General features: G+C 34.6%; 28 protein-coding genes, 2 tRNA genes and 1 pseudogene. All 31 read left to right on the plus strand.

Annotation, left to right across the window (positions count from 1 at the left end; translation table 11 throughout):
- The first annotated feature begins 110 nt into the window (after nt 1–110).
- The 31 genes and pseudogenes from IGK72_RS02340 (at nt 111) to IGK72_RS02490 (ending at nt 25,052) form a co-directional block, all read left to right on the plus strand.
- Entirely contained in the window at nt 111–527 is a 417-nt protein-coding gene (locus tag IGK72_RS02340) for an ArpU family phage packaging/lysis transcriptional regulator (protein WP_010711654.1), read from the plus strand.
- Nucleotides 528–749: 222 nt separating this feature from the next.
- A tRNA-Asn gene (locus IGK72_RS02345) sits at nt 750–822 on the plus strand.
- Between the two features lie 168 nt (nt 823–990).
- Nucleotides 991–1,410, plus strand: coding sequence for a hypothetical protein (locus IGK72_RS02350; protein WP_002406929.1), 420 nt, complete (start codon nt 991–993; stop codon nt 1,408–1,410).
- A gap of 38 nt (nt 1,411–1,448) precedes the next feature.
- Nucleotides 1,449–1,865: pseudogene (locus IGK72_RS02355) on the plus strand (ParB N-terminal domain-containing protein); the annotation flags it as partial.
- 91 nt (nt 1,866–1,956) lie between these two features.
- A complete protein-coding gene (locus IGK72_RS02360) occupies nt 1,957–2,565 on the plus strand; it encodes a hypothetical protein (RefSeq protein WP_063855937.1) in 609 nt (202 codons plus the stop codon).
- A 136-nt stretch (nt 2,566–2,701) separates the two neighbouring features.
- Nucleotides 2,702–2,890 carry a hypothetical protein gene (locus IGK72_RS02365; RefSeq protein WP_202578753.1) on the plus strand — a complete coding sequence of 63 codons (189 nt, stop codon included), beginning with the start codon at nt 2,702–2,704 and terminating at the stop codon, nt 2,888–2,890.
- Between the two features lie 44 nt (nt 2,891–2,934).
- A complete protein-coding gene (locus IGK72_RS02370; RefSeq protein ID WP_430619619.1) occupies nt 2,935–3,852 on the plus strand; it encodes a hypothetical protein in 918 nt (305 codons plus the stop codon).
- A gap of 59 nt (nt 3,853–3,911) precedes the next feature.
- Entirely contained in the window at nt 3,912–4,676 is a 765-nt protein-coding gene (terS, locus tag IGK72_RS02375; RefSeq protein ID WP_202578755.1) for a phage terminase small subunit, read from the plus strand.
- A complete protein-coding gene (locus IGK72_RS02380) occupies nt 4,648–5,952 on the plus strand; it encodes a PBSX family phage terminase large subunit (RefSeq protein ID WP_202579004.1) in 1,305 nt (434 codons plus the stop codon). The genes terS and IGK72_RS02380 overlap by 29 nt, the downstream gene beginning before the upstream one ends.
- Before the next feature lie 13 nt (nt 5,953–5,965).
- Nucleotides 5,966–7,393: a phage portal protein gene (locus tag IGK72_RS02385; RefSeq protein WP_010815133.1), complete on the plus strand. Its 1,428-nt coding sequence runs from the start codon at nt 5,966–5,968 to the stop codon at nt 7,391–7,393.
- A complete protein-coding gene (locus tag IGK72_RS02390) occupies nt 7,374–7,685 on the plus strand; it encodes a ribosomal-processing cysteine protease Prp (RefSeq protein WP_002406137.1) in 312 nt (103 codons plus the stop codon). The genes IGK72_RS02385 and IGK72_RS02390 overlap by 20 nt, the downstream gene beginning before the upstream one ends.
- Nucleotides 7,686–8,834 (plus strand): minor capsid protein, encoded by a 1,149-nt coding sequence (locus tag IGK72_RS02395; RefSeq protein ID WP_002406136.1) that lies wholly within the window; start codon nt 7,686–7,688, stop codon nt 8,832–8,834.
- A gap of 160 nt (nt 8,835–8,994) precedes the next feature.
- Nucleotides 8,995–9,645 (plus strand): DUF4355 domain-containing protein, encoded by a 651-nt coding sequence (locus tag IGK72_RS02400; protein WP_010821545.1) that lies wholly within the window; start codon nt 8,995–8,997, stop codon nt 9,643–9,645.
- Nucleotides 9,646–9,660: 15 nt separating this feature from the next.
- A complete protein-coding gene (locus IGK72_RS02405) occupies nt 9,661–10,698 on the plus strand; it encodes a major capsid protein (RefSeq protein ID WP_002406133.1) in 1,038 nt (345 codons plus the stop codon).
- Between the two features lie 13 nt (nt 10,699–10,711).
- The gene (locus tag IGK72_RS02410) at nt 10,712–11,050 is read left to right on the plus strand and encodes a phage head-tail connector protein (protein ID WP_002415688.1); all 339 of its coding nucleotides are present in this window, start codon (nt 10,712–10,714) and stop codon (nt 11,048–11,050) included.
- Complete coding sequence (locus tag IGK72_RS02415) at nt 11,031–11,372, plus strand: hypothetical protein (protein ID WP_002406131.1); 342 nt, start codon at nt 11,031–11,033, stop codon at nt 11,370–11,372. The genes IGK72_RS02410 and IGK72_RS02415 overlap by 20 nt, the downstream gene beginning before the upstream one ends.
- Nucleotides 11,372–11,911 (plus strand): hypothetical protein, encoded by a 540-nt coding sequence (locus IGK72_RS02420; RefSeq protein WP_002406129.1) that lies wholly within the window; start codon nt 11,372–11,374, stop codon nt 11,909–11,911. Before IGK72_RS02415 ends, IGK72_RS02420 begins: the two co-directional genes overlap by 1 nt.
- Nucleotides 11,908–12,270, plus strand: coding sequence for a hypothetical protein (locus tag IGK72_RS02425; RefSeq protein WP_002415689.1), 363 nt, complete (start codon nt 11,908–11,910; stop codon nt 12,268–12,270). The genes IGK72_RS02420 and IGK72_RS02425 overlap by 4 nt, the downstream gene beginning before the upstream one ends.
- 19 nt (nt 12,271–12,289) lie before the next feature.
- Nucleotides 12,290–12,748, plus strand: coding sequence for a hypothetical protein (locus IGK72_RS02430; protein ID WP_010815137.1), 459 nt, complete (start codon nt 12,290–12,292; stop codon nt 12,746–12,748).
- Nucleotides 12,749–12,804: 56 nt separating this feature from the next.
- Nucleotides 12,805–13,215, plus strand: coding sequence for a DUF6096 family protein (locus IGK72_RS02435; protein ID WP_002406126.1), 411 nt, complete (start codon nt 12,805–12,807; stop codon nt 13,213–13,215).
- 32 nt (nt 13,216–13,247) lie between these two features.
- The gene (locus tag IGK72_RS02440) at nt 13,248–13,607 is read left to right on the plus strand and encodes a hypothetical protein (protein ID WP_002406125.1); all 360 of its coding nucleotides are present in this window, start codon (nt 13,248–13,250) and stop codon (nt 13,605–13,607) included.
- A 9-nt stretch (nt 13,608–13,616) separates the two neighbouring features.
- Complete coding sequence (locus IGK72_RS02445; RefSeq protein ID WP_080388189.1) at nt 13,617–18,152, plus strand: transglycosylase SLT domain-containing protein; 4,536 nt, start codon at nt 13,617–13,619, stop codon at nt 18,150–18,152.
- Between the two features lie 10 nt (nt 18,153–18,162).
- Entirely contained in the window at nt 18,163–18,528 is a 366-nt protein-coding gene (locus IGK72_RS02450; protein ID WP_025188523.1) for a DUF6711 family protein, read from the plus strand.
- Nucleotides 18,529–18,544: 16 nt separating this feature from the next.
- Nucleotides 18,545–20,962: a gp58-like family protein gene (locus tag IGK72_RS02455; protein WP_002415692.1), complete on the plus strand. Its 2,418-nt coding sequence runs from the start codon at nt 18,545–18,547 to the stop codon at nt 20,960–20,962.
- A 19-nt stretch (nt 20,963–20,981) separates the two neighbouring features.
- Nucleotides 20,982–21,110 (plus strand): hypothetical protein, encoded by a 129-nt coding sequence (locus IGK72_RS02460; RefSeq protein WP_256968977.1) that lies wholly within the window; start codon nt 20,982–20,984, stop codon nt 21,108–21,110.
- Between the two features lie 11 nt (nt 21,111–21,121).
- The gene (locus IGK72_RS02465; protein WP_002415694.1) at nt 21,122–22,243 is read left to right on the plus strand and encodes a pyocin knob domain-containing protein; all 1,122 of its coding nucleotides are present in this window, start codon (nt 21,122–21,124) and stop codon (nt 22,241–22,243) included.
- A gap of 62 nt (nt 22,244–22,305) precedes the next feature.
- Nucleotides 22,306–22,533: a hypothetical protein gene (locus tag IGK72_RS02470; RefSeq protein WP_002395458.1), complete on the plus strand. Its 228-nt coding sequence runs from the start codon at nt 22,306–22,308 to the stop codon at nt 22,531–22,533.
- The gene (locus IGK72_RS02475) at nt 22,530–22,733 is read left to right on the plus strand and encodes a phage holin (RefSeq protein ID WP_002415695.1); all 204 of its coding nucleotides are present in this window, start codon (nt 22,530–22,532) and stop codon (nt 22,731–22,733) included. The genes IGK72_RS02470 and IGK72_RS02475 overlap by 4 nt, the downstream gene beginning before the upstream one ends.
- A 4-nt stretch (nt 22,734–22,737) precedes the next feature.
- Nucleotides 22,738–23,997, plus strand: coding sequence for a LysM peptidoglycan-binding domain-containing protein (locus IGK72_RS02480; RefSeq protein WP_412524190.1), 1,260 nt, complete (start codon nt 22,738–22,740; stop codon nt 23,995–23,997).
- A gap of 423 nt (nt 23,998–24,420) precedes the next feature.
- Nucleotides 24,421–24,954: a PBECR4 domain-containing protein gene (locus IGK72_RS02485; protein ID WP_002403782.1), complete on the plus strand. Its 534-nt coding sequence runs from the start codon at nt 24,421–24,423 to the stop codon at nt 24,952–24,954.
- A gap of 24 nt (nt 24,955–24,978) precedes the next feature.
- Nucleotides 24,979–25,052, plus strand: a tRNA-Ile gene (locus IGK72_RS02490).
- The last annotated feature ends 82 nt before the right edge of the window (nt 25,053–25,134 follow it).

The raw sequence follows: 25,134 nt of genomic DNA on the forward strand, positions 1-25,134 counted from the left end.
CTTGCAAGAAAAGGCGATTGCAAACGGCACTCAAAATTCTAAAAAATAAAAAAGTCGGAATCGCTCCGACCAACCACATTGATATTATAACATAAAAGGAGCGATTTAACTTGATTCAATTGTTAAAAGAAGTTGATTTCAGTCAGACTAGAGCCAATGCGAGAGCCGTGTTGAAAAATTTTAGACGTTTGGACCGAATAGCTGGTCGTTCCTTAGTAGATGTTCGGTCGCCAATCATTACAGACATGCCCAAAGGTATAAAGCATGGCAACAAAGCAGAAGATGCGTTGATCCAGATGATTGATGTCGAAGTAGAGCGTGATGCAATCCTAACGGCTTTGATGTCACTAAGCATTATAAGTCGTCAAATTCTTCACTACAGTTTTTGCGTGCAGGACCATTACTCTAATTACAAGATTGCTAGAGAAGTCGGCTATTCCGAAAGAAGTATTCAACGCATGAAATCAGAAGCTTTGATTGAATTTGCTGAAGCTTATCGAAATGGAAAAATAATTGCCTATAAATAAAATTTTGGCGGTTTTTTGGCGGAAAGTTGGCGGTTTTTATACGAATTTGAGTGCTAATATAGTAACATCGAAAGTCAAAGAAATGGACACATTACACACTTTCTCGTTTAGTCACCGTTCACTTTGACTTTCGATGGTCACTTGCAGACATACGTTCTCAATAAAATGAAGTGAGGTGAATAACCTCCTCTTTTTTCTACAAGTTTGCAAGTGACACGTTAATGGAATATAGCTCAGTTGGTAGAGCATACGACTGTTAATCGTAGTGTCATGAGTTCGAGTCTCGTTATTCCAGTAAGTAGCATAGCTACTTAAATAAAAAAATCGTCAATAAGTCAAATGTAACTACCTTTACGATTGAACGACGGTTAAGATTTTCCCTCCTATCTGAGACTGCACAGTGAAAGTGCAGTCTTTATTTTATGTTATAAGACTGATATGATATTCTTATGGAGGGATAGGAATGGGATATTCAGATATTAAGGAAATGTTTATTGATGCGAAAAATCTTGCAAGCGGAGCGAATGATTTACAATTAAAAAGTATTCTTTTGGATATTCAAGGAAAAGTATATGAACTTCAAGAAGAAAATAGAGAATTACGGAATCAAATAAATGATTTAAAACAAGCAGATATAATAAAATCTGATTTAATTTGGAGTGGAAATGTCTATTTTTACCATGGAGATGGACCATATTGTACTAACTGTATGGATAGTGATTCTAAACTAATACGTACAGCATTATCAAGAATAAATTATTCAGAGTATGCTAAAGCTGAATGCCCTAGATGTGATAATGTAGTGAGGACTGCAATAAAAGTAACGGACAAAACTGAAGAAATTGATCAAAAAATAAAACAATATATAAAAGATCTCGGTTGAGGTCTTTTTTTTTATACATAAAGTAAAGGAGTAAGACAATGCATATTGAAAAAATGAAATTATCAGATTTAAGGCCGGCGGAATATAATCCAAGAGTAAAATTGAATCCAGGTATGGCAGAATATGAAAAACTTAAACAATCAATTTTAGAATTTGGCTTTGTTGACCCTCCTATTTTTAATAAAAATACAGGAAACTTGGTTGGTGGACATCAACGCGTTACTGTTGCAAAAGAATTGGGCCTATTTGATGAGATAGAGGTTTCTGTGGTTGATTTACCATTGGATAAAGAGAAAGCTCTAAACATAGCTTTAAATAAGATTTCTGGAAATTGGGATGAAGATAAACTAACAGAATTGCTTAATGAACTAACTGCAGATAATTTGGAGTTAACAGGGTTTAACAACGAAGAATTAGAAAATTTAATTGAAGATGCTGACATTCCAAATTTTGAACCAGGTAGTATTAATGACCAAGGAGATTTGACGAAACTTGAACCGAAATTTGTTAAATGCCCTTGTTGTGGAGAGGAGTTCGATTTAAGAGATGTTGAAAGTTGATTGGGCCACTCATGAAGCTACAAAGTATGCTTGCACGCACTTTCATTACAGCAAAAGTGTGCCTGTTGGAAAGCTCATTAAAATAGGAGCATGGGAAGATGGCCAATTTATAGGAGTAGTAATTTTTAGTAGAGGTGCAAATAAATGCATAGGAAGCCCATATGGATTGAAACAAACAGAATGCTGTGAACTAACTAGGGTTGCTTTAACCAATCACAAGTCGTTTGTATCAGAAATTTTGGCAAAAGCAATTAAGTTCCTAAAAGAATTTAATCCAAGCATGCAATTAATAGTAAGCTATGCAGATACAGACCAAAACCATCATGGAGGTATCTATCAAGCGACAAACTGGATATATACTGGAAAGACAGACGGGGAACGCTATTTCATTGTCAATGGAAAAAAGACGCATCCTAAATCTATTCATGCCAAGTATGGGATGGGGTCTCAAAGGCTAGAATTTTTGCATAAACATGTGGATCCAAAAGCTTCCATTTATGAATCAAAAGGTAAACATAAGTATTTAATGCCACTAAATAAAAAGATACGTAAAAAAATCATTAAATTATCAAAACCTTATCCAAACGCTAAATAAAAAGAGACAAGTGCGCTAACACTTGCCTCAATTCAACGAGATACGAATACCCCGAAGACACAGAGAATTCCCACGCGTGGATTTTCGACACCCTCCGTGTCTTTTAGCATTATATAATAGTGCGAGGTATTCTACAATGGAAACATTTGATTATGAAGTTCAACAAGCTTTAGAAAAGCAAAAGATTGCAGAAGAAAACAACAAGATTATCAGAGCAGCAAAGGCTCAATGGATAAGCAACTTTAAAGCAGGGCAGATCAAATTAAATACAGTCAAGGACCTAAAAGACTTAATTGAAATTGAAAGTCATTTGAAAGAGCTATAGGTTTTGTCGTATACTTTAATAAAAATGTATTAAAGGAGATTAATATGGCAAAAGAAAAGAATGAAAAGAAAGCTAATTCCGATAAAGGTGAAATCAAAGAAACGAAGTTAAAAAAATGTTTTTTTATAACGCCAATTGGAGAAAAGGATTCTAATGAATATAAAAAACTACAAGCTATAGTAAGTAATGTACTAAATAAAGTGTTGGAAAAGCATGGGTATGATTTAGTAGTAGCCAATGACATACATGCGATTGGTTCGATTGGAGATCAGGTATTCACAAATATAATTGAAGCTGATTTAGTTATTTCTAACTTATCTGGATGGAATGCTAACGTAATGTATGAAACGGCAGTTGCGCACTCATTTAGTATACCAACTATAATGATTTGTGAAAGAGGAACACAGCTTCCATTTGATTTAATCAATGATAGAACAATATTCTTTGAAGATACCATAGAAGGAACTGGATTTTTAATAGATGAATTGAATAAAAAGATTCCTGCATTTCAAAAAGATTCAAAAATCGATAACCCTGTTATAAGGGTTATTGGGAGAAAAGCTTTGGCAGAAAATATCGAAGGTAAAACAGATGATAATTCACAAATTATGAGATTATTACTTGACATAAATGATAGATTAGACATACATGAGAATTATTTCAAGGTTAATAATGACATGTTGAAAAACAGTGCGGAGAAAAGGATAAGTTATCCCGAGACAGTCCGTTTTAGAGTATCTTATATAAATACAGACAATATCGATGTTTATGTTGAACTTAAAGATTATTTATTTAGTAACTACAGAGGGGCTGTAAAAATTATTCCCCCAATAATGAAAGGTGCCTATGGTAGAGAGTCTGTGGAAATTATAATCAGAGAACCTGTTTTAAGTCCTTCTAAGATATCAAAGAATATTGAAAATTTCCTTCTATCATATGGAATGACTGAGATTAAAATGTAAAGGAATTAATAAAACAAAACTCAATTCAACAAGTATTGTGAGGTGGTGTTATATGTCAGATGGATAAAAAGGAACAAGCAAAGAAATATTATGAAGAAGGTTGGAAATACAAGGATATTTCTGAAAAGCTTTCTGTACCTCTCAACACATTGAAGTCATGGAGAAAACGTGATAAATGGGAAAGAGGGGGTGCAACCAAAGAGGTGCAACCTACAAACAGGGGTGCACCACAAGGCAATCAAAATGCCGTAGGTAACAAAGGAAATAAAAGTGCTTCACCGCCAAAAAGAAATAAGAATGCGGTAAAAACAGGCGAATATGAAACAATATTTGCCGATATGTTATCTGACGAAGAAAAGGACATCTATTCTACTATGAATGATGATCCTTTTTTTATTTTGGAGGAAGAAATAAGAATCCTAAAAATTCGTCAGTATAGAATGTTTAAACGCATCAAAGATGCAGAGGCTGGTTTGAATGATGAAGAAGTTGAACGTTTGCAACAGTTGCGGAAAGTTAAAGAGCCATCGGTAATTGATGGAAAAATGGTTACTGTTAAGAGAGAAGTTTTAAAAGATGTACAAGTCACTCGTAAAACATTTAGAAAACTAGATGATATTTTGGCTATTGAGGAAGCATTGACAAGAATTAGCAATCAGTTAACAAAGGCTATTAAGCAACAGAACGCTTTGTTAGCAAGTGATGCTAAATTACTACTACTGAAGGTTCAAACTGAAAAAGTTAAAGCTAGTTTAGATGCTACAAATGGAGACATGGATATGCCAGTTTTCATCGATGATATATCAGGTGATGAATATGAGTAAAAAATTATCTGAATTTCTTCCTAAAGCATTTCATACTACTTGGAAGGTAGCATTAAACTCAAATATATTACATGTTGTTGAAAAAGGTGGCCGTGGGTCAGGTAAATCATCTGGCATAGCACACATAATCGTTCAATTGATTATGAGATATCCTGTAAATGCTGTGGCCATTAGATATGTTGATAATACGATTGAGCTATCTATTTTTGAACAGATTAAGTGGGCTATTGAAGAACAAGGTGTGTCTAAGTATTTTAAAGTAAATAAAAGTCCTATGAAAATCACCTATAAACCCAGGGGGAATTATATTGTTTTTCGTGGTGCACAGAATCCAGAAAGGATTAAGTCATTAAAAGATTCAAGATTTCCATTTGCTATAGCTTGGATTGAGGAATTAGCCGAGTTTAAAACTGAAGATGATGTAAAAACCATAACTAACTCATTACTACGTGGTGAATTAGCAGATGGTCTTTTTTATAAATTCTTTTATTCGTACAATCCTCCTAAGCGACGACAATCATGGGTTAATAAGAAATATGAATCTAGCTTCCAACCTGAGAATACTTTCGTTCATCATTCAACATATAAGGATAATCCATTCATAGCTCAAGCATTTATTGAAGAAGTTAATGCCACGAGAGCTAAGAATCCGAAACGTGCTGAGTGGGAGTATGACGGCAAAGCTATTGGTTCAGGAGTTGTTCCGTTTGATAATTTACGAGTAATAAAAGGTTGTATTACTGATGAGATGGTAGCTAACTTTGATAATATCAGAAACGGTCTTGACTTCGGTTATGCTACTGATCCGTTAGCGTTCGTTCGATGGCATTATGATAAAAAGAAAAATGGTATCTATGCTATTGATGAGATATATGGTGTGAAAATTAGTAATAGGGAATTAGCTAAAAAAGTAAAAGCAAAAGGATATGAAGCTGATAGGATTGGTGCAGATTCGGCTGAACCAAAATCGATAGCTGAGCTTATTAATGAGCATTCCATAAAGAAACTATATGGAGTGAAAAAGGGACCTGATTCAGTTGAATATGGGGAAGGATGGCTTGACGATCTAGACTTCATTTGTATAGACCCTTTGAGAACACCAAACATAGCACATGAATTTGAAAACATTGATTATCAAACTGATAAAGATGGCAATCCTAAGCCAAGATTAGAAGATAAAGATAATCACACAATCGATGCTACGCGATATGCATTTAGCGATGATATGAGAAATATAAAAGTAAGCATTACGAATAAAGTTAAATTTGGATTTTAAGAGAGGTGATATTGTGTCAATAGTAGTTAATAGACAGATAGCTGGCGATTTGAATAAACCTTCAGCTGAACTTCTTAATTTTTGTATCAACAAACATGTGGAAGAGTTATTAAGATTACAAAAACTATCAGATTATTATGATGGTAAACATGATATTTTAAAACGAACAAAAGAAAATGAAGGAGCACCTAATAATAAAGTTCTAATCAATCATGCAAAATATGTTGTTGATATGAATGTAGGCTTTATGGTAGGTAATCCAATTTCATATGTTGCAGAGTCAGATAAAAATATTGGTCCTATTTTAGAAGCTTACGATCGGGTAGATATAGTCTCTCACGATACTGAACTAGAGAAAGATTTGTCTACATTTGGCGTTGGATATGAGCTTGTGTATTTGAAAAAGACTAAGGATAATGATGCCACACAGCTAGAAATCAAATGTATTGATCCAAGAGGTATCTTTTTAGTGACAGACGATACAGTAGACAAAAATCCTTTATTTGCCGTTCATTATCAGCCAGTGTTAACACTTCAAGGGGGGATAGATCATTATGTAATTAAGTATTATAACGACAACAGAGTGATAACCTATCATGCTAAATCAAGAGGATCTGGTGAGTACTTGTTTATAAATGCTAAACCACATTATTTTAAAGCAGTTCCGGTGATTGAATACCGAAACAACGAAGAGAAGCAAGGAGACTTTGAACAAGCTATATCATTAATTGACGCTTACAATCTACTGCAATCTGATCGATTAAATGATAAAGAAGCTTTTGTTGACGCAATTTTATTCATAAGAGGGTTTATGTTGGAAGATGGAGATGGTGAAAAGTTAGCAAAAGAAAAAATGCTTCAAACAGGTGCGTTGCCAAGTGAAGTAGATGCTGGTTATCTTACTAAAGAATTAAATGAAGACGGAGTGAATCTTTTAAGATCAGCAATTCTAGATGATATTCATAAGATTACGTATGTGCCAGATATGAATGATGAAAAGTTTTCAGGTAATGTTAGTGGAGAAGCGATGAAATATAAATTGTTTGGCTTGCTACAACTCATGTCTGTTAAATCAAGATACATGATTAAAGGTTTGAGGAAACGATTGGAACTATTTGAAACCATTCTAAAAGTTAAAGATAATTCTATTGATGCTCAAGGAACAAAAATCAAGCTTAAGCCTAATTTACCTGTCAATACTAGCGATATTATAAATCAAATCGTTAGCGCTTATCAAGCTGGCATCTTGCCCCTTAAAGTTCTTTTGGGATGGTTGCCTGATATAGACGATGTTGATGAGGTTCTAAAACAGCTTAATACTGAAAAAGAGAAAGCTATTGAGCTCAATCAGAAAGCGTTAGGTGTACAAGCTAAAGATAGCCATAGCGATTTAGATAAAGGTTCTGAGGAGGATAATTACGATGATTACAGCAATATTTAAAAAGGAAGATAATCAGTATGTAAGTTATTCCATTTCAGGACATGCAAACTTTGCCCCAAAAGGACAAGATATTATTTGTGCTGGTGTATCAGCTCTATATATAGCTGTGACTAATGTATTGATAAAGCAACATGCCGCAACGATTGATGTTGATGGATCTATTCAGTTAGGTATTATCAAAGATTCTCAGTATATAGTGACTGTTCTTTATGAAAACTTATGCGAAATAGCAAAAGAATACCCAAATCATATAGAAATAGTTAATCGTGATGAAAAATCAGGAGCTAATTAAATGGCTAAAAAAAAGAAACAGGACGAACAAACATACTGGCAATTACGAAATATTAAAGCGGAAAAAAGAATTAATGATGGGGCAAAAGCGCTAGAGGATAAATTAATAATAGCCTATCGTCAAGCACAATACTACTTGACTAAACAAACCCGAAAGCTCTTTGATAGGTCAAAAAAGCGTACAGGGTTAGATGAAAAAGAAGCAAGGAAATTGCTGAACGAAACTGTATCCCCTTCGGAACTTGTAAAGTTAAAGGTCTTGTCTGAACAAATAAGTAATACTACTCTACAAAAAGAAGCCAAGAAAAAGTTAACCAGTTTAGCATTTAAAAAACGAATAACTAAAGCTGAGGACTTAAAAGCCAAGTCTTTTTTAGTTTCTAAACAAATTGCTAATGTACAACTAGAAAAGCAAACAGAGTTCTATATCGATGTTATTCATGAATCCTATCGTGAAGCAACTGCTGAATCAGTTATTCGACAAGCTAAAGAAAATGCTAAGAACGGCCTTGTAATTGAAGTATGGAATAAAAAAGGTTATCAGTTTAAAGAGTTATCGACTAGATACACAAAAAACATCCTTGATAGTCATTGGCATGGATCAAATTATTCTAAACGCTTGTGGAGTGATACTGAAGCTTTAGCAACAAGGCTAGAAGCGTTGTTCACAGTTGAGTCAATGACAGGAATGTCAGAGTTTGAAATGGCTAAGACAATAGCTAGAGAGTTTGACCGATCTATTGGTGTTGCAAGGCGTTTGATTCGTACAGAAGCGAATTATATGTCAAATCAAGCGAAACTTAAAGCATGGCAAAATAGAGGCATAAAATACTATATGCTTGTCGCAGTTTTAGATTTGAAAACTTCTAAAATCTGTAAAAATAAAGATCATAAAGTCTATTTAGTTTCCAAAGCGGTTGTTAATGGGGCTAACGGAACATATCCTCCATTCCATCCTTGGTGTAGAACAATTGCCATTATCTATAGTAAACGAATATTGAACCTTCCTAGGGAAGCTATAGATCCAATCAGTGGCGATACAATGCCTATCAGAGGTGCAACTACTTATAATGAATGGATGGATAAGCTTAAAGAAAAGTATCCAGAAGAAAAGATAGCCTTGCAAAAGAAAAAAATATTAGGGTTGTGATTTATTTGGATTTTAGAGAATTGAACCTCAGGTTATAAACTGATAGAAACGAAAGCTTAGCAACTGCTGGGCTTTTTATTATGTCCAAGCGTGATGACGTTAAAAGCTCCGGAAGTGCAAGCATTTATCCACTTTAAAAGATATGGAAGGAGTACTAACTATGGAACAAAAAAAACTGTTGCTATTAAATCTACAATTCTTTGCTGAAAAAGATGAAACAGATATTCCAGACGGTTCTGAAACATCCAAAAAGTTGAATGTAGATGAGTTGAGCGATGAAGAAATTACAGCAATTAAAGAAAAATTTGGTTTTAAAGATGACAAAGAAGTTGATTCTATTGTCAAAAGCAAAAAGTCACGTTGGCAGAAAGAGCTCGAAGAAGAAAAAAATGAAGCTGCTCGTTTAGCAAAACTTAGTGAGGAAGAACGACAAAAAGAATTACTCAACAAAGAGAAGTCAGATTTCGAAAAGGAAAAAGAAGCATTTAGACAGGAACAATTATTTGTCGAAAAAGGTAACCAGTTGCAGTCAATCGGAATTAGCAAAGAATTAGCGTCGCGTATTAAAGGTGATACAGCAGAAGAAATTTTAGAAGATGTCAAAACGTTTAAAAAGGCTTGGGACGAAGCGTTAAAAATTGCTGTTGACCAGGCACTGTTGAGTTCGGTTGATTCACCGCTAGGATCGAATGCATCTATTCCTGACACAAACCCTTTTGCGCCTGAAACTTTAAACCTTACAGAACAAGGAAGATTGCTACGAGAAGACCCAGAAAAAGCTAAAGCTTTACAAGCATTAGTTAATAAATAGAAAGTAGGAGAAAAAATGAAAAAAAGTTTAATTAAAATGAATTTGCAAATATTTGCAGCGAAAACGAAGATCGAAGATGTCATCGTACCTGAGGTATTCAATAGTTATGTTATTGAACGTACAGCTGAATTATCAGCATTGTATCAGTCAGGTATTGTTGTGAAAGACCCAGAACTAGATGCGTTAGCAACTGCTGGTGGTAAGCTGATTAACATGCCGTTTTGGCAAGACTTAACTGGTGAAGATGAAGTGTTATCTGATACAGATTCTTTAGAAACAGATAAAATTACCGCTAGTCAAGATGTTGCTGCTCTTTTAATGCGAGGTAAAGCATGGAAAGTAAATGATTTATCTAAGGCTCTATCTGGGGATGATCCTATGCGTGCGATCGGTGATTTGGTCGCTGCTTATTGGGCACGTCGTCAACAAGCTACTTTGTTAAGCGTCTTAAAAGGTGTGTTTGGAGCAGCTTCTACTAAGATGAATGAAAATAGTTTGGATATTTCAGCTGAAACTGGTAATGATTCAGCGTTTACTGGCGAAACATTCTTAGATGCATCTTATAAACTAGGTGATGCCGAAGAAAAACTAACTGCGATCGCGGTTCATTCATCTGTTTATGCGAATTTACGTAAGCAAAACTTGATTGAATTCTTATTAGATTCTAACAACACGAAGATTCCTACTTACATGGGAAAACGTGTAATTGTTGATGACGGAATGCCAGTATCTGGAGATGTTTTTACATCCTATATTTTCGGACAAGGTGCTATTGGTTTAGGTAATGGGGCAGCTCCTGTTCCTACAGAAACAGACCGGGATGCATTGGCTGGAGATGATATTTTAGTTAACCGTCAACACTTCTTATTGCATCCACGCGGAGTGAAATTTACAAATAAAACTGTTACAGGTTCATCACCTACAAATGCAGAATTAGCTACAGGAGGAAACTGGGAACGTGTTTATGAGTCTAAAAATGTTCGTATCGTTCAATTTAAGCATAAACTTTGGGTTCCTAAAACTGTTATTCCTGGTGGAGGAACGGGCGAATAAAGGGGTAATCTTTATGGATAAAGAAGAAGTAATCAAGCACACAAAAGCACTTGTTGTTCGACTTGGAATTGATGAGACTGAATCTGAAAAAATCAAAGGAATGTTAGAGGATGCTATTGTTTTAGTTCTTGATTATACCAATAGAGAAAAAATGATAGACAAGCTATACTATTACGCTCGTCAACTAGTAATAATCACTTGGAATCAAGAAGGGAACGAGGGAGAGACTTCACGCTCAGAGGGTGGTGTCTCTCAAAGTTTTATTACAGATATTCCTGAAAAGCTAAAATCTGGATTGAATAACTATCGCATAGGAAAGGTTGTGAAATACTATGCGTCTAAGAAAACGTAATTTGGTTGTTGCCTACTTGAAAAAACGTCATCTTGAAAAAGATGATGAAGGAAATGACGTTGTTACCTATTCAAGTGAGTTCAATGAACTACACATGAATATTCAGTCTGCGGGTGGACAAGTAGCAGCTACAATTTATGGTCAACATTTACCTTATATCAAACTCTGTAAATATCAAGGAGATTTGTTAAAGCCAAATAGAAATGAAAAAGATGGCATTTGTTTATATGTTAAACCAGAAAATGATCCAGATTATGAGATTGAATCAATTCAGCCTTTCTCTTCTCATTTAAATATCACATTAAAGAAAAGAGGAGTGTAATGGGTGTTGAGATTAGAGGCCTAGACCGCCTTAAACGTAAAACCAAGAAAGCGACAGAGTTAATATCTGATGCAGCATGGGATGCGACTTTTGAACTTACAGAATTGATTCAGGGAGCTGCAGAACTACGCTTGGCTTCCAGCATTAAATATGGAAGTGGCGAACTGTCAGGAAGTTTAAAAAATGAGGTTGTAGTTGATGCGAGTGGTCATCTTGTCGGCCGTGTCTGGTCAGATAAAGAACAAGCAATTTACAGAGAGTTTGGTACTGGGCAAATTGGAGAAGCAAGTTCTAAAGACATTCCGACTGGAATAATGCCTGTTTATTCGCAGAAACCTTGGTTTATCCCGGCTGAAAAAGTAGCAATAGACTTAGAAGCTATGTATGGTATTCCAAAAATTACGATTCAAGGCCAAGATTTTTTCATAACTAAAGGTCAGCCCTCGAGACCGTTCTTGTATCCGTCACTTCAAGAAATGATTGAACAAGCTTCAGAAATATATATAAAGCATGTTAAAGAAAGGCTGAGGGAATTATGAATAAGATTGACTTGAAACCTATTGTTTATCAATTACTTACACAAGTTAAAGAGATTAAGAAAGTTGCAACTGATTATCCAAGTAACTGGACCTCATTCCCTTCCGCGATATATAGAACTAGCTCACAACCAAAAGAAATCGATTCGCAAAAAAAAGAGTTACAGACAACTTGGATGATTACTATTGAGTTATATGGAAATACTAGTTTGACTGCATTGACATCATTAGTTATAGAGAAGTTTAATTCTATAGGATTTACAGGTACTAGTAAAGACGCAAACACAGCTGATATGCATCGAGTTATCGTTGAACTAACTGGTGTAGTTGACAATGTAACAAAATATGTTTATAAAAAATGAAAATTTGGAGGTAGCGACAATGAAAAAATTAGATTTACAACTATTTGCTGGAGAACCAGCATTTGAAGGGCTATTATCAAAAGGCACTAAGTTGTCATACAAAGATGGGGCAACTTCAAAAGATATCGCAGCAGTAAAATCCATTCCAGCATTAGGAACAGACCCTGAAAAAGTAGAAGTGACTCACTTGGGTTCAGAAAAAAAAGCATATATTAAAGGATTACAAGATAGTGAAAGCTTAGAATTTGCTATCGTTTATCAAGGAACAAACTTCAATGATATTCATACTATGGTAAAATCTGGCAAATCATTTGATTTCACGATTACCTATCCTGATGGATTAACAGCAACTTTTTCAGGAGAACCAGATTATAAATTTGATGGAGCAGAAGTCAATCAAGCTATTGGTTTTAATTTAGTTGTAGTAGTATCCAAAGGACCAGATTTTACACCTGTCACTGCTCCAACAACAAAATAAACAACAATTTAAAGAGCAGAGAAACTCTCTGCTCTTTTATTTAGGAGGAAATGTAAATGTCAAAAAATAATTTAGTAGCTATGCCTTTAACAAAAGAGTTTGAATTTGGTGACTTAACACTTCAATTGCGTTTAGATGGGAAATCTATTCTTAACATTGAAAAGCGATTAGATGAAGGTATCATGGGATTATTTGTAAAAAAACAAGGGGAACTTAAATTACCACCTGCAAATAGTTTACTCATCATTTTGCAAGGAGCAAATAAGACGAGTGGTGTAACAGATAAGGTTATGGTTGATGCATTCGAAAAATATATTGATTCAGGCAAAACTACAATGGATTTATTTGCAGAAATCAATGATTTCTTAGATGAATCTGGTTTTTTCGGAAAGAAAAAAACGGAGAAAGAAGAGACAAATGGGGAATCTCTGGATCAGGAAGTAACCGAGGAGGAAAGCATGCTGTAACATTCAGCACTTTAAGTGAGCTTCTAGAGGCTATGTATCCACAAGCTGTAGAAGCAGGCATCCCAGCTTCAGAATATTGGCTTATGACTTTTGATGAGCTTATGGTACAGATTCAAGCCAACAAAAAGTGTAAAGAAAACGAGCTGAGAGAAAAAGCAATGTTCGATTACTCTCAACAAAAATTAGCAGTTTATGCTTTTAATGATCCAAAAAAATTCCCTAAGTTTGAAGAAGTATATCCTTTTTTGAAAGACGTTGAACAAGTGGTTAATCAAGGAATAAAAGAATACAACACTCAAGAAGACTCAATGTATAGAGATCAGGATATTTTAATGAAAAATGCCAAGGCTATTAAAGAAACTAGGAAACGAAAGATGATTGAAGAAAGGTAGGTGAAAAATATGGCGATAGAACTTGAAACATTAGAAGTTCTGCTAGATGTTAACTTATCAAGAATCGATGCAGCTATGGAGAAAGTTTGGCCTAAGTTTGATTCTATGTTAAAGAAAATTGAAGGTACTTCAAAAGATAGCATGGATAAAACTGAAAAAAATCTAAATATAGATAAAGGTGTACAAGCGTTTAGTAAGCAATTGGATGAATTGTCTAAAAATGTTGAGCGTATGACTAATACTATTTCTAAAAATACCAAAGATGCATCAAGTAATATTGGAAATAACTTTGCATCAGGTATAAGGAAAGCAAAACCAAAAGTTTCTAAAGAGGTTGACGCTCTGGTCAATGAAATTAATGCAAAAATGGGTCAAGCAAAAGCAGCGCAAGAGAAGGTTGCGTATTTAAAATCACAAAGACAAGATGCATCTGCAAAAGGTGATACGGGAAAAACAATTAAATACGATGAACAAATCGCAAGAGCGCAAGCAAATATGACTAAATTTCATGATCAAGCAAAGGGATTAGCCAAAGGGATAAAATCTGAATTTGACTCGGTGCCAAGTTCTTTAGATAATATTGTGAAAAAAATGGCACTGAACGAAATTCAAATAGAAGCTATGAGAAAAAAAATAAAAGGATTAAAAAGTACGTATGAAGACCAAAGGATTCCGAAAGGTACTTTTCAAAATGGTTTTAAAGAGTTTAAAGATACTCCTGCATCAGACAAAACGGCAGAAGCTATTCAAAAGCAATCAGTCAAAATGAATAAATTAATTAATGACAATGATAGATTGCAAAAAGAATATGCTAAAACAGAAGATAGAGCTAATTCATTGAGAAAAGCTTTAGCACGAATTAATACGGCGTTGGGATCTTCGTCAATTCGTACAGGAGATGCTGTAGATGGAGCTACTAAAACAGGAGCCGGAATGAAACAATCAGAGCGTGCAGTTTCAAGATATGGTGGAGTATTTAATCGTATGCAAAATGCTCTTTCTCATGGATCAAGAGGATTAGGCAATGGCTTTAAAGATAGTCTAGGTTTTGTAAGTAAATTCGGTAGCATATTTTCTTTAACTAGTAATAAAGTTAATCGAGGAACACAAGGAATGTCTCGGCGAACTGGACAGCTAGGTCAGTCGATGCGTGGATTGTTACCATCGTTAATTGTTTATCAATTAATTGGAAGAGCAATATCTGGATTAGCCAAAAATTTGTTTGCAGCTTTTAGGACCAATGAACAATTTTCTAATTCTTTAAATCAAATCAAAGTTAATCTTATGACTGCTTTTTATCCCATTTACACAGCGATCTTACCAGCAGTTAATACGTTAATGAATGCACTTGCAACGTTAACAGGTCAATTTGCAGCTTTTATAGCATCTATTTTTGGAACTACTTATCAAGCAGCAAAGACAGGAGCTAGTGGACTTTATGATGATATTCAAGCATTGGAAGATACTGGAGATGCTGCAGAAAAAACTAAGGAAAAAGTGAAAAAATTAGAACGAGTATTGATGGGGTTTGACGAAATCAATAAATTGAGTCTGAATAATGACAAAGAGGATGATAGTTCCTTAGATAAACCTAACAAACCGTCTACTGATTTTGGTGCAGCAACAGGGGATTACCAGCCGCCAGCGTGGATGAAAAACTTTAAAAATCTGCTTAAAGATTTTTTCAAACCATTTCAAGATGCTTGGAATAATCAAGGTAAAAAAGTAATAGATGCTTGGAACTATGCTTTAAAAGAAGTAATAGGATTGGCAAAAGCTATAGGCAAGTCATTTATGGAAGTATGGACTAACGGGACAGGTCAGCGATTTATTGAAAATCTTCTAATATTATTAGCAGATGTATTAAATATTATTGGTGACATAGCAGGTGCATTTAGAAGAGCATGGGAAGATGATGGTAGAGGGACTGCCCTTATACAATCTATATTTGATATGTGGAACTCTATTTTAGAACTTTTGCATAGTGTTGCGACCGCTTTTAGAGATGCATGGAATGACGGTACTGGCGAATCAATTGCTGCTAATATATTAGAAATCTATACTAATATTTTTAAGACAATAGGTAATATTGCTGATCAATTAAAGAAAGCATGGGAATCTAATAATACTGGAAGAGAAATCTTTTCAATAATTCTTGGAATTATTGATGATATTTTAAGTCACATAAATGGTATAACTAAAGCGACTGCTGATTGGGCTAAAACTCTTGATTTTACGCCGTTATTAAGTAGTGTTAAAAATTTACTGAAAAGCATTCGTCCATTAGCTGACAAGGTCGGAGAAGGGTTAGAATGGTTCTATAAAAACGTCTTATTACCTTTAGCAAGCTATACTATTCAAGATTTAATACCAGCATTTTTAGATACGTTAAAAGGAGTTATTGATTTACTTAGTGGCGTCATTGACGCATTTAAGCCAGCTTTTGATTATTTTTGGAACAATGTATTAAAACCCCTAGCCGAATGGACAGGGGGTATAGTAGTTGATGTATTGAAATCACTTGGTGATGTGTTGTCTACAATTGGTCAATGGCTTTCAGAACACGCAGAAGGTTTTTCAAATTTCGTTATAGCTTTTGGTACATTTGTAGGAGCGATTAAAGTAATAGGAGCTGCTGTGAAAGTTGTTGAAGTTCTATCTGGAATCTTCACTTTTCTTTCGAGTATTGGTGGCCTTAGTGGAGTGCTTTCTGCAGTAGGAACAGCGATTGGTACAGTAGTTGGTATTTTAGGAGGACCTATAACAGTAGCGATAGGAGCGGCTATTGCAGCAGGAGTGTTACTTTGGAAAAACTGGGATACAGTAAAAGAAAAAGCAGGACAATTAGGTAAATGGATTAATGAAAAGTGGAATGGAATTAAAAGTTCTACATCTGAAGCTTGGGATAGTGTAAAAAAATGGAGCTCTGAAAAATGGGAAGATACAAAAAAATCAGTTAGTGATAAAGTATCTACAATTAAAACTAATGTGTCAGATAAATGGAGTGAAATAAAAAGAGGAACATCTGATACTTGGGAAAATGTAAAAAGTACAGTATCTGATAAAGCAAATACAGCAAAAAATAATGCTGTTAGTGCATGGTCGAATATGAAAGAAAAAATGGGAAGTTATTCGAGCACAATCAAATCAAATGCAAAAAATGCATTTGATAGTGTAGCTTCTTGGGCATCTGGAATGGGTGAAAAAATAGGCTCAGGATTAAGCAGAGGTGTAAATGCTGTGAAAAGAGGAGCAGCAGCGATTGGTAATGGAATTGTTAGTGTTATTGGGGGCGCTGTAAATGGAGTCATCAATGGTATTAACTGGGTACTAGGAGCAGTAGGATCAAGTAATCGTTTAACTGCGTGGGAAGTTCCAAGGTATGCAAAAGGTACCAATGGACATCCAGGAGGGTATGCAATGGTTAATGATGCTGCTGGCAGCCGTTATCAAGAAATGTTTATGCTGCCTGACGGAAGAGCTGGTTTATTCCCTAAACAAAGAAATTTGTTAGTTAACTTACCTAAAGGTTCTCAGGTTATACCAGGAAATCAAATACCAAATTATGCTAAAGGAACTAGTGGGTGGCTGGATAATCTTCAAGATTTAGCTTCGAATATTTGGGACTATGCAACCAATCCTAAAAAAGTATTAGATGCTGCTGTATCAAAATTTACTGATTTATCTGGAGTGTTTGAACCCGCACTGTCAATTGCTAAAGGTGGAATATCAAAGATGACTGAAGGCGCAGTCGGTTTTGTTAAAAAATTCTTTGATGAGGGTAGCGAATCCCCAAAAGGTACTGGAGTTGAAAGATGGAGGCCTGTTATTAAAAAGGCTTTAAGTATGAATGGATTACCTTCTAATGAAACATATACTGGTGCTTGGTTAAGGCAAGTGCAATCTGAATCTGGAGGAAATGAAAAAGCAGTACAAGGTGGATATGTTGATGTAAACACTATTTCAGGAGACCTTGCAAAAGGGCTACTACAAACAATATCTGCTACATTCAATGCATATAAATTCCCAGGTCATGGAAATATTTTTAATGGATTTGACAATTCATTGGCAGCAATAAACTATGCAAAAAACAGATACGGAGTTACAGGAATGCTTCAAGTTATTGGTCATGGACATGGCTATGCTAAAGGAACACCTTGGGTACCTGAGGACCAATTAGCAATGATTCATAAAGGAGAAATGGTTGTTCCAGCTAGCGCAAATCCTTTTAATCCAGATAATCAATTTAAAGACTTTAAAAATCTGCGTATGCCTGACCAATTATATTCGTCACAAAGTACAATAAATAATACTGATTTTAACAATTCCTCTCCAAATAATGTAAATAGTTATGGTATTTCTAAACTAGAGAATTCTTTGGTTAATGCAATTATGTCCCTAGTGAGTTCTCTTGGTGCATCAGCTTCGCAAAATCGGGATGGTGATATAATTATAAACATAGGCGGAGAAGAATTTGCTCGAATTGCTATTTCTAAAATTAATGAGTATAATCGGAAAATTGGTTATAATGCACTTGAAATATAGAGGTGAAACTATGTCTGGAATGTTAAAAATAAACGGACAGACTGTTCGATATCCTAAAGAATATTCAGTAGGGATACAAGCAATTGATGCTGATTCTAGCGGCAGAAATGCTAACGGAGAAATGGTACGAGATGTAATTGCAGAGAAAATTAAATTAACAATGAAGTGGGGGCCTCTGAGTGATTCAGAGGTCTCTTCCATTTTGCAAGCTGTAAAAAGTAATTTCTTTCAAGTTGAATACCCAGACCCCTTGATTGGAAGGCAAAGAGTTAAAACATTTTATGTAGGTGATAGAACAGCTCCTTCTTATTCATGGAATAGTAAATTTGAAGAATTGAAGTGGGAAGGATTAGAAATGAACTTTATTGAACAGTAGGCAGAAAGGAGTATACATGTTAAAAGTTTCAGAAAGATTTTTAGAAAAAATAAAAAGCATGGATAGAAATATCGTCACTCGTATAACTGCAAAAAATAAAGTATACACTGGTAATGATGTTAATTATTTAAAACTTGACTATGGTGCAATGGTCGGAGACAGCCTACAAATTGGCTCTACGTATTCTAACTCTTTAGAAATAGAATTTTGTTCAGTAATTACAGAGTTTGAAGAGATGGACGAAATCGTAATTGAATTAGGTGTTGTAATTCATGATGCAGAAAGTGATATCAGTTCAGTTAAACCGGCAAAAGTAGGCTCAGCTAAGATAGGTTCAGCCAAATTAGTTGGATATAAGCCAACTGAATATGAATATGTTAATATGGGAACTTTCTATATTACAGAATCAGATCCTGATAGAAATGAGAAAAAGACTACAATTAAAGCTTTAGACAGTTTCGTTTATATGGAAGGAATGTACAAGCCAGAATTACCTGAAATGGAAACAATAAGAAATATTGCAATTGATATTGCTAATAAAGCTGGTATTAAAGTTGATTTATCGTCATTTAATGGATTAAGCACGGTTAGAATAAAAACTCCTAAAAACTGTACTTATAGACAAGCAATTGGAATGATAGCACAATTTGAATGCGGATACGCTCATTTTAATAGAGATGGACTTTTAACTATAAGAAACCTGACAGATCCACGCTTTCAAATAACGCCAAGTGAATACTTTATGAAAGGCCTAAAAAAGAACGAATTAATGTACAAGCTTGGCGGTATTTCTTGTGAAGTAAGATCTGATGAAGAAGGTAGTAGTGAAACTATATTACTTAAAGCTGGTTCCGATAAAGGAGCTCAGATAAAGTTATCTAATAATTCTATGACACAAACATTATTAGATGATATGTATGTGAAATTAAGGAATTTAAACTTTTACCCATACAATTTATCTTGGCGAGGTAATCCAGCATTGGAAGTTGGAGATTGGATTACTTTTACAGATAGAGAAGGTAACAAATTCAAAAGTCCTAATCTAAGCTATTCTTTAGAATATAGAGGTGGCTTAAAAGGAACGAGTTCAGCCGACACTAAAGCTATTTCATCACAAACAACTCAATTCAAAGGACCTATTCAACAACAACTAGATGATTTATATTCTAGAGTTGATGCTGCTGGTAAAAATAATGTATATAATGGGACAGACGAACCTAAAAATCCGAAAGAAGGGGACCTGTGGTTTAAACCTAATGGTCCAGATACTGAAATTTGGATATATAGAGATGGAAAATGGGTAATGCAAACCTCAACTGCTTTAGATGAAGATATTAAGGAGAAAATTGAAAATTCTACCCCTTCCGACGAAATCGTGAAAACAATTAATTTAAGTCAAGAAATGGATGGAAAAGAATGGCTTAAAATTACAGGTGCAAAAATTTGGCTAACAGATCAAACAAAAATTGATGATGCGATTATTACTCACGGGATGATAGGTTCTGTAGATGCTGGAACAATAGAAGTAGGAACTTTAGATGCTGGTAAAATAAGAGTAGTTAATCTTGATGCTAGCGCAATTAGTACGGGTACTTTGACTGCAATTAATATTGAAGGAGTAAGAATAAAGAGTGCTACAATAACGTCAATAGGACAAGATTTCACGATGATAGAAGATAATGGGGCAATTACTTGGAAAAGAAATAGTGATCAAAAAGAAATTTTCAAATTCTATACTACTCTCATAAATCAAAAAGAAGGAAATGTTAGGCTAGAAGTTTCAGATGAAGGATCTTTTACGATATTTAATAAAAAGCTTAATAAAGCATTTTTGTCATTTTTTGGCGCCACTAATAACATGTCAGGAACAGCTAATTTAGATAATTTTTATGTTGTTGGTAGTGGTCATAGTTTGAATTTTGCACCTGGGAGCTTTGGTTACTCTTCTACAGCCAGTAAGAGCCCTAATTTAAATGTAAGTAGCAGTGGTTTTAGTATAGGGAATAATGATACTAAAGTATTAGGATCATCTGGAGGAAGGATTAGTATATCCGCTACTTCTACAAGTGTCACAGGAAATCTTAGTGTTACTGGCTCTAAAAATTCTCTTGTTGATACAGAAAACTATGGACAGCGTTTATTAAATGCTTATGAAACTCCAGAATATTATTTTGCAGATTATGGAAAATCAGTAACTGGATCAGATGGCCAAGTAAAAATTGAAATCGAATCTATTTTCTTAGAAACAATTTTTACTAACAATGAAAACTACCATGTTATGTTAAGTCCTTACGGAGAAGGTTCAATTTGGGTAGAAGAAATAAAGAGTACCTATTTTATTGTAAAAAGTGACAAGCCAGAAATACCTTTTTCTTGGAATATTATTGCATATAGAAAAAATTATGAAGATGTTAGACTGAACCAACCTAAATAGTGGAAAAGGAGAATATATGATGCCTATAAAAGAAATGGAAATTTCGTCAGAACAAGTAATTGATCAATTATTAAAAAAAATAACAGAGTTAGAATATGAAAATGCAGCTTTAAAAGCAGTTCTATCTAATAAAGAGAGTAATGATTAAGGAGTGTTTTTATGTCTTATGAAAAACAGCATTGGCAAACATATGATGAACTAAAGACAGAAGAAGAAAATAAAGCGTTAGGTGCAGTTGTAACATCTGAACGCATGAATCATGTAGAAGATGGAATCGCAATCTCACATGAAAACATTGATAGTCATATTAAGCAGTTTGATAATCCTCATAAGGTAACTTCTGAACAGATAGGAGCTTATACTAAAGAAGAATCTAATAAAAAATTCGCAGCATTGGGCAGTTCGTATACAAAAAAAGAATCAGAGAATCTATTTATTGAACAAACTGAAGCAGAAAATGGTTTATTTGTAAGGAAAAATTCTAAAATATCAGATTTAAATGATGCTGTGGAGCCAGGTATTTATTCGATTCCAGCTACAGGGGTAGAAAATAAGCCATTACCAAACTCTGGAAGCTTGATTGTTAATAAAGATTCAGGTGGAGTCAGACAATTATTTCAAACAGAGAGAACAATGGTCATTCGCCAATTTGGTGGAATCCCTTCAACATGGACAGACTGGAAAGAAGTCGCATTTGCACCGAATGTTGTGAATTTATCAAATAATCAAGAAATAGACGGGGTAAAGAATTTTAAAAAAAATCCCAAAATATCAGGAGTGGATATTGCATCAACTGAAGATATACTAGCAACAAACAAAGTTTATCGTTATTTACGAACTTCTTTGGACTTGTCTAATAAAGTTCAAGCAGCAAAAGATGCAATCAATGCAACGGAAAGTAAAGTAGACATCTTTAGAGTAGGAAATACGGTATTTTTCAATATGCGTATAAATGTTAAGGATTATACTAAATTTGGTAATGATATGCCAGTTATCTATGATTTGCCAATGGGTTTTAGAACGCTTGGCGATTTAATCTCAAATACGTATTTTAATAATAGCTTGTCAGTATCACAATGGGCATTCGCACAATCCGCAGCTAAAAACTACATGGCAATTGCAGAGGGATCACCACAAGATATCCGGTTTGGTAGTTCGCACAATGGAAATACTTATGTACAAGGTTCTTGGCTGACTAAAGATCCTTTTCCAAAAGAAGGCTCTTTAAATGGCGGTACTGTTTCAATTCTTAACAGATTACCTGATGGATCGTTAACATAATTAATGAATAATACAAATATAGCCGTTTAGAAAAAAGCTAAGCGGTTTTTATTATTGGAGGAATGATTTTGTCAAATGAAATAGTTGTTGCTGTAATAGGATTAGTAGGCAGTACAGTTGGTGCATTTATTGGAGTTGTAGCTAGTGCCAATTTGACAGCTTACAGGATTGAACAGCTAGAAAAGAAAGTAGAAAAACATAATGGGGTAATTGAAAGAACCTTTAAATTAGAAGGTCGAATGCAAGAAGCGGAACATGACATAATAGAATTGAAAGGAGCAAAAAAATGATTCTACCAGATAAGTATTATAAAATCATCAAATGGGGAGTACTAACCGTGCTTCCTGCTAGTTCTGTTTTAGTAGCAACTTTAGGCAAAGCCTACGGTTGGCAACAAACAGATATGGTTGTTTTAACTATCAATGCTATTGCAACTTTTTTAGGAGTAGTAACAGGCGTGTCAGCATACAATTTAAAAGACAAGGAGTAAACGAATGAAAAAGAAAATTTTAGTAGGAGCGCTTGTCGCTCTATTTTTTATGCCTTTAAATGTATTAGCTGCAAAAGGCGATCAAGGTGTGGATTGGGCGATTTACCAAGGCGAACAAGGCCGTTTTGGCTATGCACATGATAAATTTACTATTGCTCAAATTGGCGGCTACAACGCTAGTGGTATTTATGAACAATACACATACAAAACGCAAGTAGCAAGTGCCGTCGCTCAAGGTAAACGCGCACATACCTATATCTGGTACGATACTTTTGGTAGCATGGATATTGCAAAAACAACGATGGATTACTTCTTGCCACGTATTCAAACGCCTAAAAATTCCATTGTTGCATTAGATTTTGAACATGGAGCTAGTCCTGATGTAAACGCAAATACAGAAACGATTTTGTATGGTATGCGCCGTATCAAACAAGCAGGATATACACCAATGTATTACAGCTATAAACCTTTTACGTTGCAATACGTGAACTATCAGCGAATTATTAAAGAGTTTCCTAATTCCTTATGGATTGCTGCCTATCCCAGTTATGAGGTAACGCCAGAACCATTGTATAACTATTTTCCAAGTATGGATGGTATTGCAATTTGGCAATTTACCTCAACTTATATTGCAGGCGGTTTAGATGGTAACGTAGACTTAACAGGAATTACGGATAACGGATATACGGCTACTGACAAACCAGAAACGGACACACCAGCTATTGAGGAAGGTATAGAAGTAGATAAAACACCTACTTCTGCAGTTAAAGTCGGTGATACCGTCAAAGTGAAATTTAATGTAGATGCATGGGCGACTGGTGAAGCTATTCCAGGTTGGGTAAAAGGAAACAGCTATAAAGTGCAAGAAGTAACTGGAAGCAGAGTATTGCTTGAAGGTATCATGTCATGGATTAGTAAAGGCGATATTGAACTATTACCAGATGCAACAGCTGTTCCTGATAAACAACCAGAATCTACTCACGTAGTTCAATATGGTGAAACATTATCCAGCATTGCGTATCAATATGGAACAGACTATCAAATCTTAGCTTCGCTAAATGGATTGTCTAATCCTAATTTGATTTACCCTGGCCAAGTTTTAAAAGTCAATGGATCAGCAGTAAGCAACGCTTATACAGTCCAATATGGTGATAATTTATCAAGTATTGCGGCTAAACTTGGCACGACTTATCAAGCTTTAGCACAACGGAACGGATTAGCTAATCCTAACTTAATTTATCCTGGTCAAACATTGAACTATTGATAGTTCTAATGTTAAAATAAGAATACACTTATTAAGTTTCTCTTAAGCCACCTTCCCCAAGGTGGCTCTTTTTTTGTTATTTAATTAAAATTAACAATATGGCAACCAGCTTATGATCAGGCACATTTACGTGTTTGTAAGTGAAAAAATCTTCTTAAACTTGTTTTTATGTTGTATTTTAAATAATTTCATGAGATATTTTTATTGCATACGATACATTTAGATGTTATATTAAGTGTGAGGAAAGGATATCATTACCTCGTTTTCTAGTCTAGCTTTAGATCATTATTTACAAGCAAAGTGGGAATTGAGTGCACCCACGTTCCCCAGCAGGTGGGTTAACCTAGCGTTGGTCAGCATGGGACGGTATCCATGATTTGCACTCTTTTTTTTTATGTCTAAAATTATAGAGGAGTTGTAAAAATGCCTAAAGATTTGCAGAAAACATACAACTTATTTTTATCAAATCTTGATGGCAAAATGGCTGTTATAACAACTCCATTTGTTAAACTGGACTGTTTTTATGTAAAATTTGACATCTTACAACTCCCACATTTATTGGGTTTACACAAAATTTATAAGGATTCACCTAGAATAATTTGTCAAAAATTGAATGATGAAGTTATTACATATAAACATCTGCAAAGGCACCGCAATTTTGGTACTATAAAAGATCGAGTAGAGCTATTTGAATTTATTCTAGAAATATTTTTAGAGGGATACAATGATTCAGTGATATATGTGTCTGAAGCAGATAAGTTTGGTTCATCTATGAAACTAGACATAGCTTTTAGCCATCCGCATAAAAATAAAATATTAACACTTGGACTACGTGAAGTAAACGATTGTGTCTATGCACCAGTCACTTTCTACGTATCAAAGAGTAGTCGCCCAACATTTACTAAATCAAAAAGAGCAAAAATTCTAACTTTAGAGCTTATTTCATTTAATTTATAGATTAATTAATAAGTAAAGTTTCCAGGACCATTAGCTCAGTTGGTTAGAGCAAACGGCTCATAACCGTTCGGTCACAGGTTCGAGTCCTGTATGGTCCATAGTAAAACACCTGCCTCTTTTTCTTACGAGAGGTGGGTGTTTTTTGTTATGTGAATATTTTTTTGTTGAAAAATAGAACAA

It is taken from the genome of Enterococcus sp. DIV0183, assembly GCF_050541505.1.
GTDB classification, from domain to species: Bacteria; Bacillota; Bacilli; order Lactobacillales; family Enterococcaceae; genus Enterococcus; species Enterococcus faecalis.

Bases quoted from the DNA above. Each gene is read 5' to 3' on its own strand.
- IGK72_RS02350 (WP_002406929.1), top strand. From the start codon at position 991: ATGGGATATTCAGATATTAAGGAAATGTTTATTGATGCGAAAAATCTT.
- IGK72_RS02360 (WP_063855937.1), top strand. From the start codon at position 1,957: ATGTTGAAAGTTGATTGGGCCACTCATGAAGCTACAAAGTATGCTTGC.
- IGK72_RS02365 (WP_202578753.1), top strand. From the start codon at position 2,702: ATGGAAACATTTGATTATGAAGTTCAACAAGCTTTAGAAAAGCAAAAG.
- IGK72_RS02370 (WP_430619619.1), top strand. From the start codon at position 2,935: ATGGCAAAAGAAAAGAATGAAAAGAAAGCTAATTCCGATAAAGGTGAA.
- terS (WP_202578755.1), top strand. From the start codon at position 3,912: ATGGATAAAAAGGAACAAGCAAAGAAATATTATGAAGAAGGTTGGAAA.
- IGK72_RS02380 (WP_202579004.1), top strand. From the start codon at position 4,648: ATGATATATCAGGTGATGAATATGAGTAAAAAATTATCTGAATTTCTT.
- IGK72_RS02390 (WP_002406137.1), top strand. From the start codon at position 7,374: ATGATTACAGCAATATTTAAAAAGGAAGATAATCAGTATGTAAGTTAT.
- IGK72_RS02395 (WP_002406136.1), top strand. From the start codon at position 7,686: ATGGCTAAAAAAAAGAAACAGGACGAACAAACATACTGGCAATTACGA.
- IGK72_RS02400 (WP_010821545.1), top strand. From the start codon at position 8,995: ATGGAACAAAAAAAACTGTTGCTATTAAATCTACAATTCTTTGCTGAA.
- IGK72_RS02405 (WP_002406133.1), top strand. From the start codon at position 9,661: ATGAAAAAAAGTTTAATTAAAATGAATTTGCAAATATTTGCAGCGAAA.
- IGK72_RS02410 (WP_002415688.1), top strand. From the start codon at position 10,712: ATGGATAAAGAAGAAGTAATCAAGCACACAAAAGCACTTGTTGTTCGA.
- IGK72_RS02415 (WP_002406131.1), top strand. From the start codon at position 11,031: ATGCGTCTAAGAAAACGTAATTTGGTTGTTGCCTACTTGAAAAAACGT.
- IGK72_RS02420 (WP_002406129.1), top strand. From the start codon at position 11,372: ATGGGTGTTGAGATTAGAGGCCTAGACCGCCTTAAACGTAAAACCAAG.
- IGK72_RS02425 (WP_002415689.1), top strand. From the start codon at position 11,908: ATGAATAAGATTGACTTGAAACCTATTGTTTATCAATTACTTACACAA.
- IGK72_RS02430 (WP_010815137.1), top strand. From the start codon at position 12,290: ATGAAAAAATTAGATTTACAACTATTTGCTGGAGAACCAGCATTTGAA.
- IGK72_RS02435 (WP_002406126.1), top strand. From the start codon at position 12,805: ATGTCAAAAAATAATTTAGTAGCTATGCCTTTAACAAAAGAGTTTGAA.
- IGK72_RS02440 (WP_002406125.1), top strand. From the start codon at position 13,248: ATGTATCCACAAGCTGTAGAAGCAGGCATCCCAGCTTCAGAATATTGG.
- IGK72_RS02445 (WP_080388189.1), top strand. From the start codon at position 13,617: ATGGCGATAGAACTTGAAACATTAGAAGTTCTGCTAGATGTTAACTTA.
- IGK72_RS02450 (WP_025188523.1), top strand. From the start codon at position 18,163: ATGTCTGGAATGTTAAAAATAAACGGACAGACTGTTCGATATCCTAAA.
- IGK72_RS02455 (WP_002415692.1), top strand. From the start codon at position 18,545: ATGTTAAAAGTTTCAGAAAGATTTTTAGAAAAAATAAAAAGCATGGAT.
- IGK72_RS02460 (WP_256968977.1), top strand. From the start codon at position 20,982: ATGCCTATAAAAGAAATGGAAATTTCGTCAGAACAAGTAATTGATCAA.
- IGK72_RS02465 (WP_002415694.1), top strand. From the start codon at position 21,122: ATGTCTTATGAAAAACAGCATTGGCAAACATATGATGAACTAAAGACA.
- IGK72_RS02470 (WP_002395458.1), top strand. From the start codon at position 22,306: ATGATTTTGTCAAATGAAATAGTTGTTGCTGTAATAGGATTAGTAGGC.
- IGK72_RS02475 (WP_002415695.1), top strand. From the start codon at position 22,530: ATGATTCTACCAGATAAGTATTATAAAATCATCAAATGGGGAGTACTA.
- IGK72_RS02480 (WP_412524190.1), top strand. From the start codon at position 22,738: ATGAAAAAGAAAATTTTAGTAGGAGCGCTTGTCGCTCTATTTTTTATG.
- IGK72_RS02485 (WP_002403782.1), top strand. From the start codon at position 24,421: ATGCCTAAAGATTTGCAGAAAACATACAACTTATTTTTATCAAATCTT.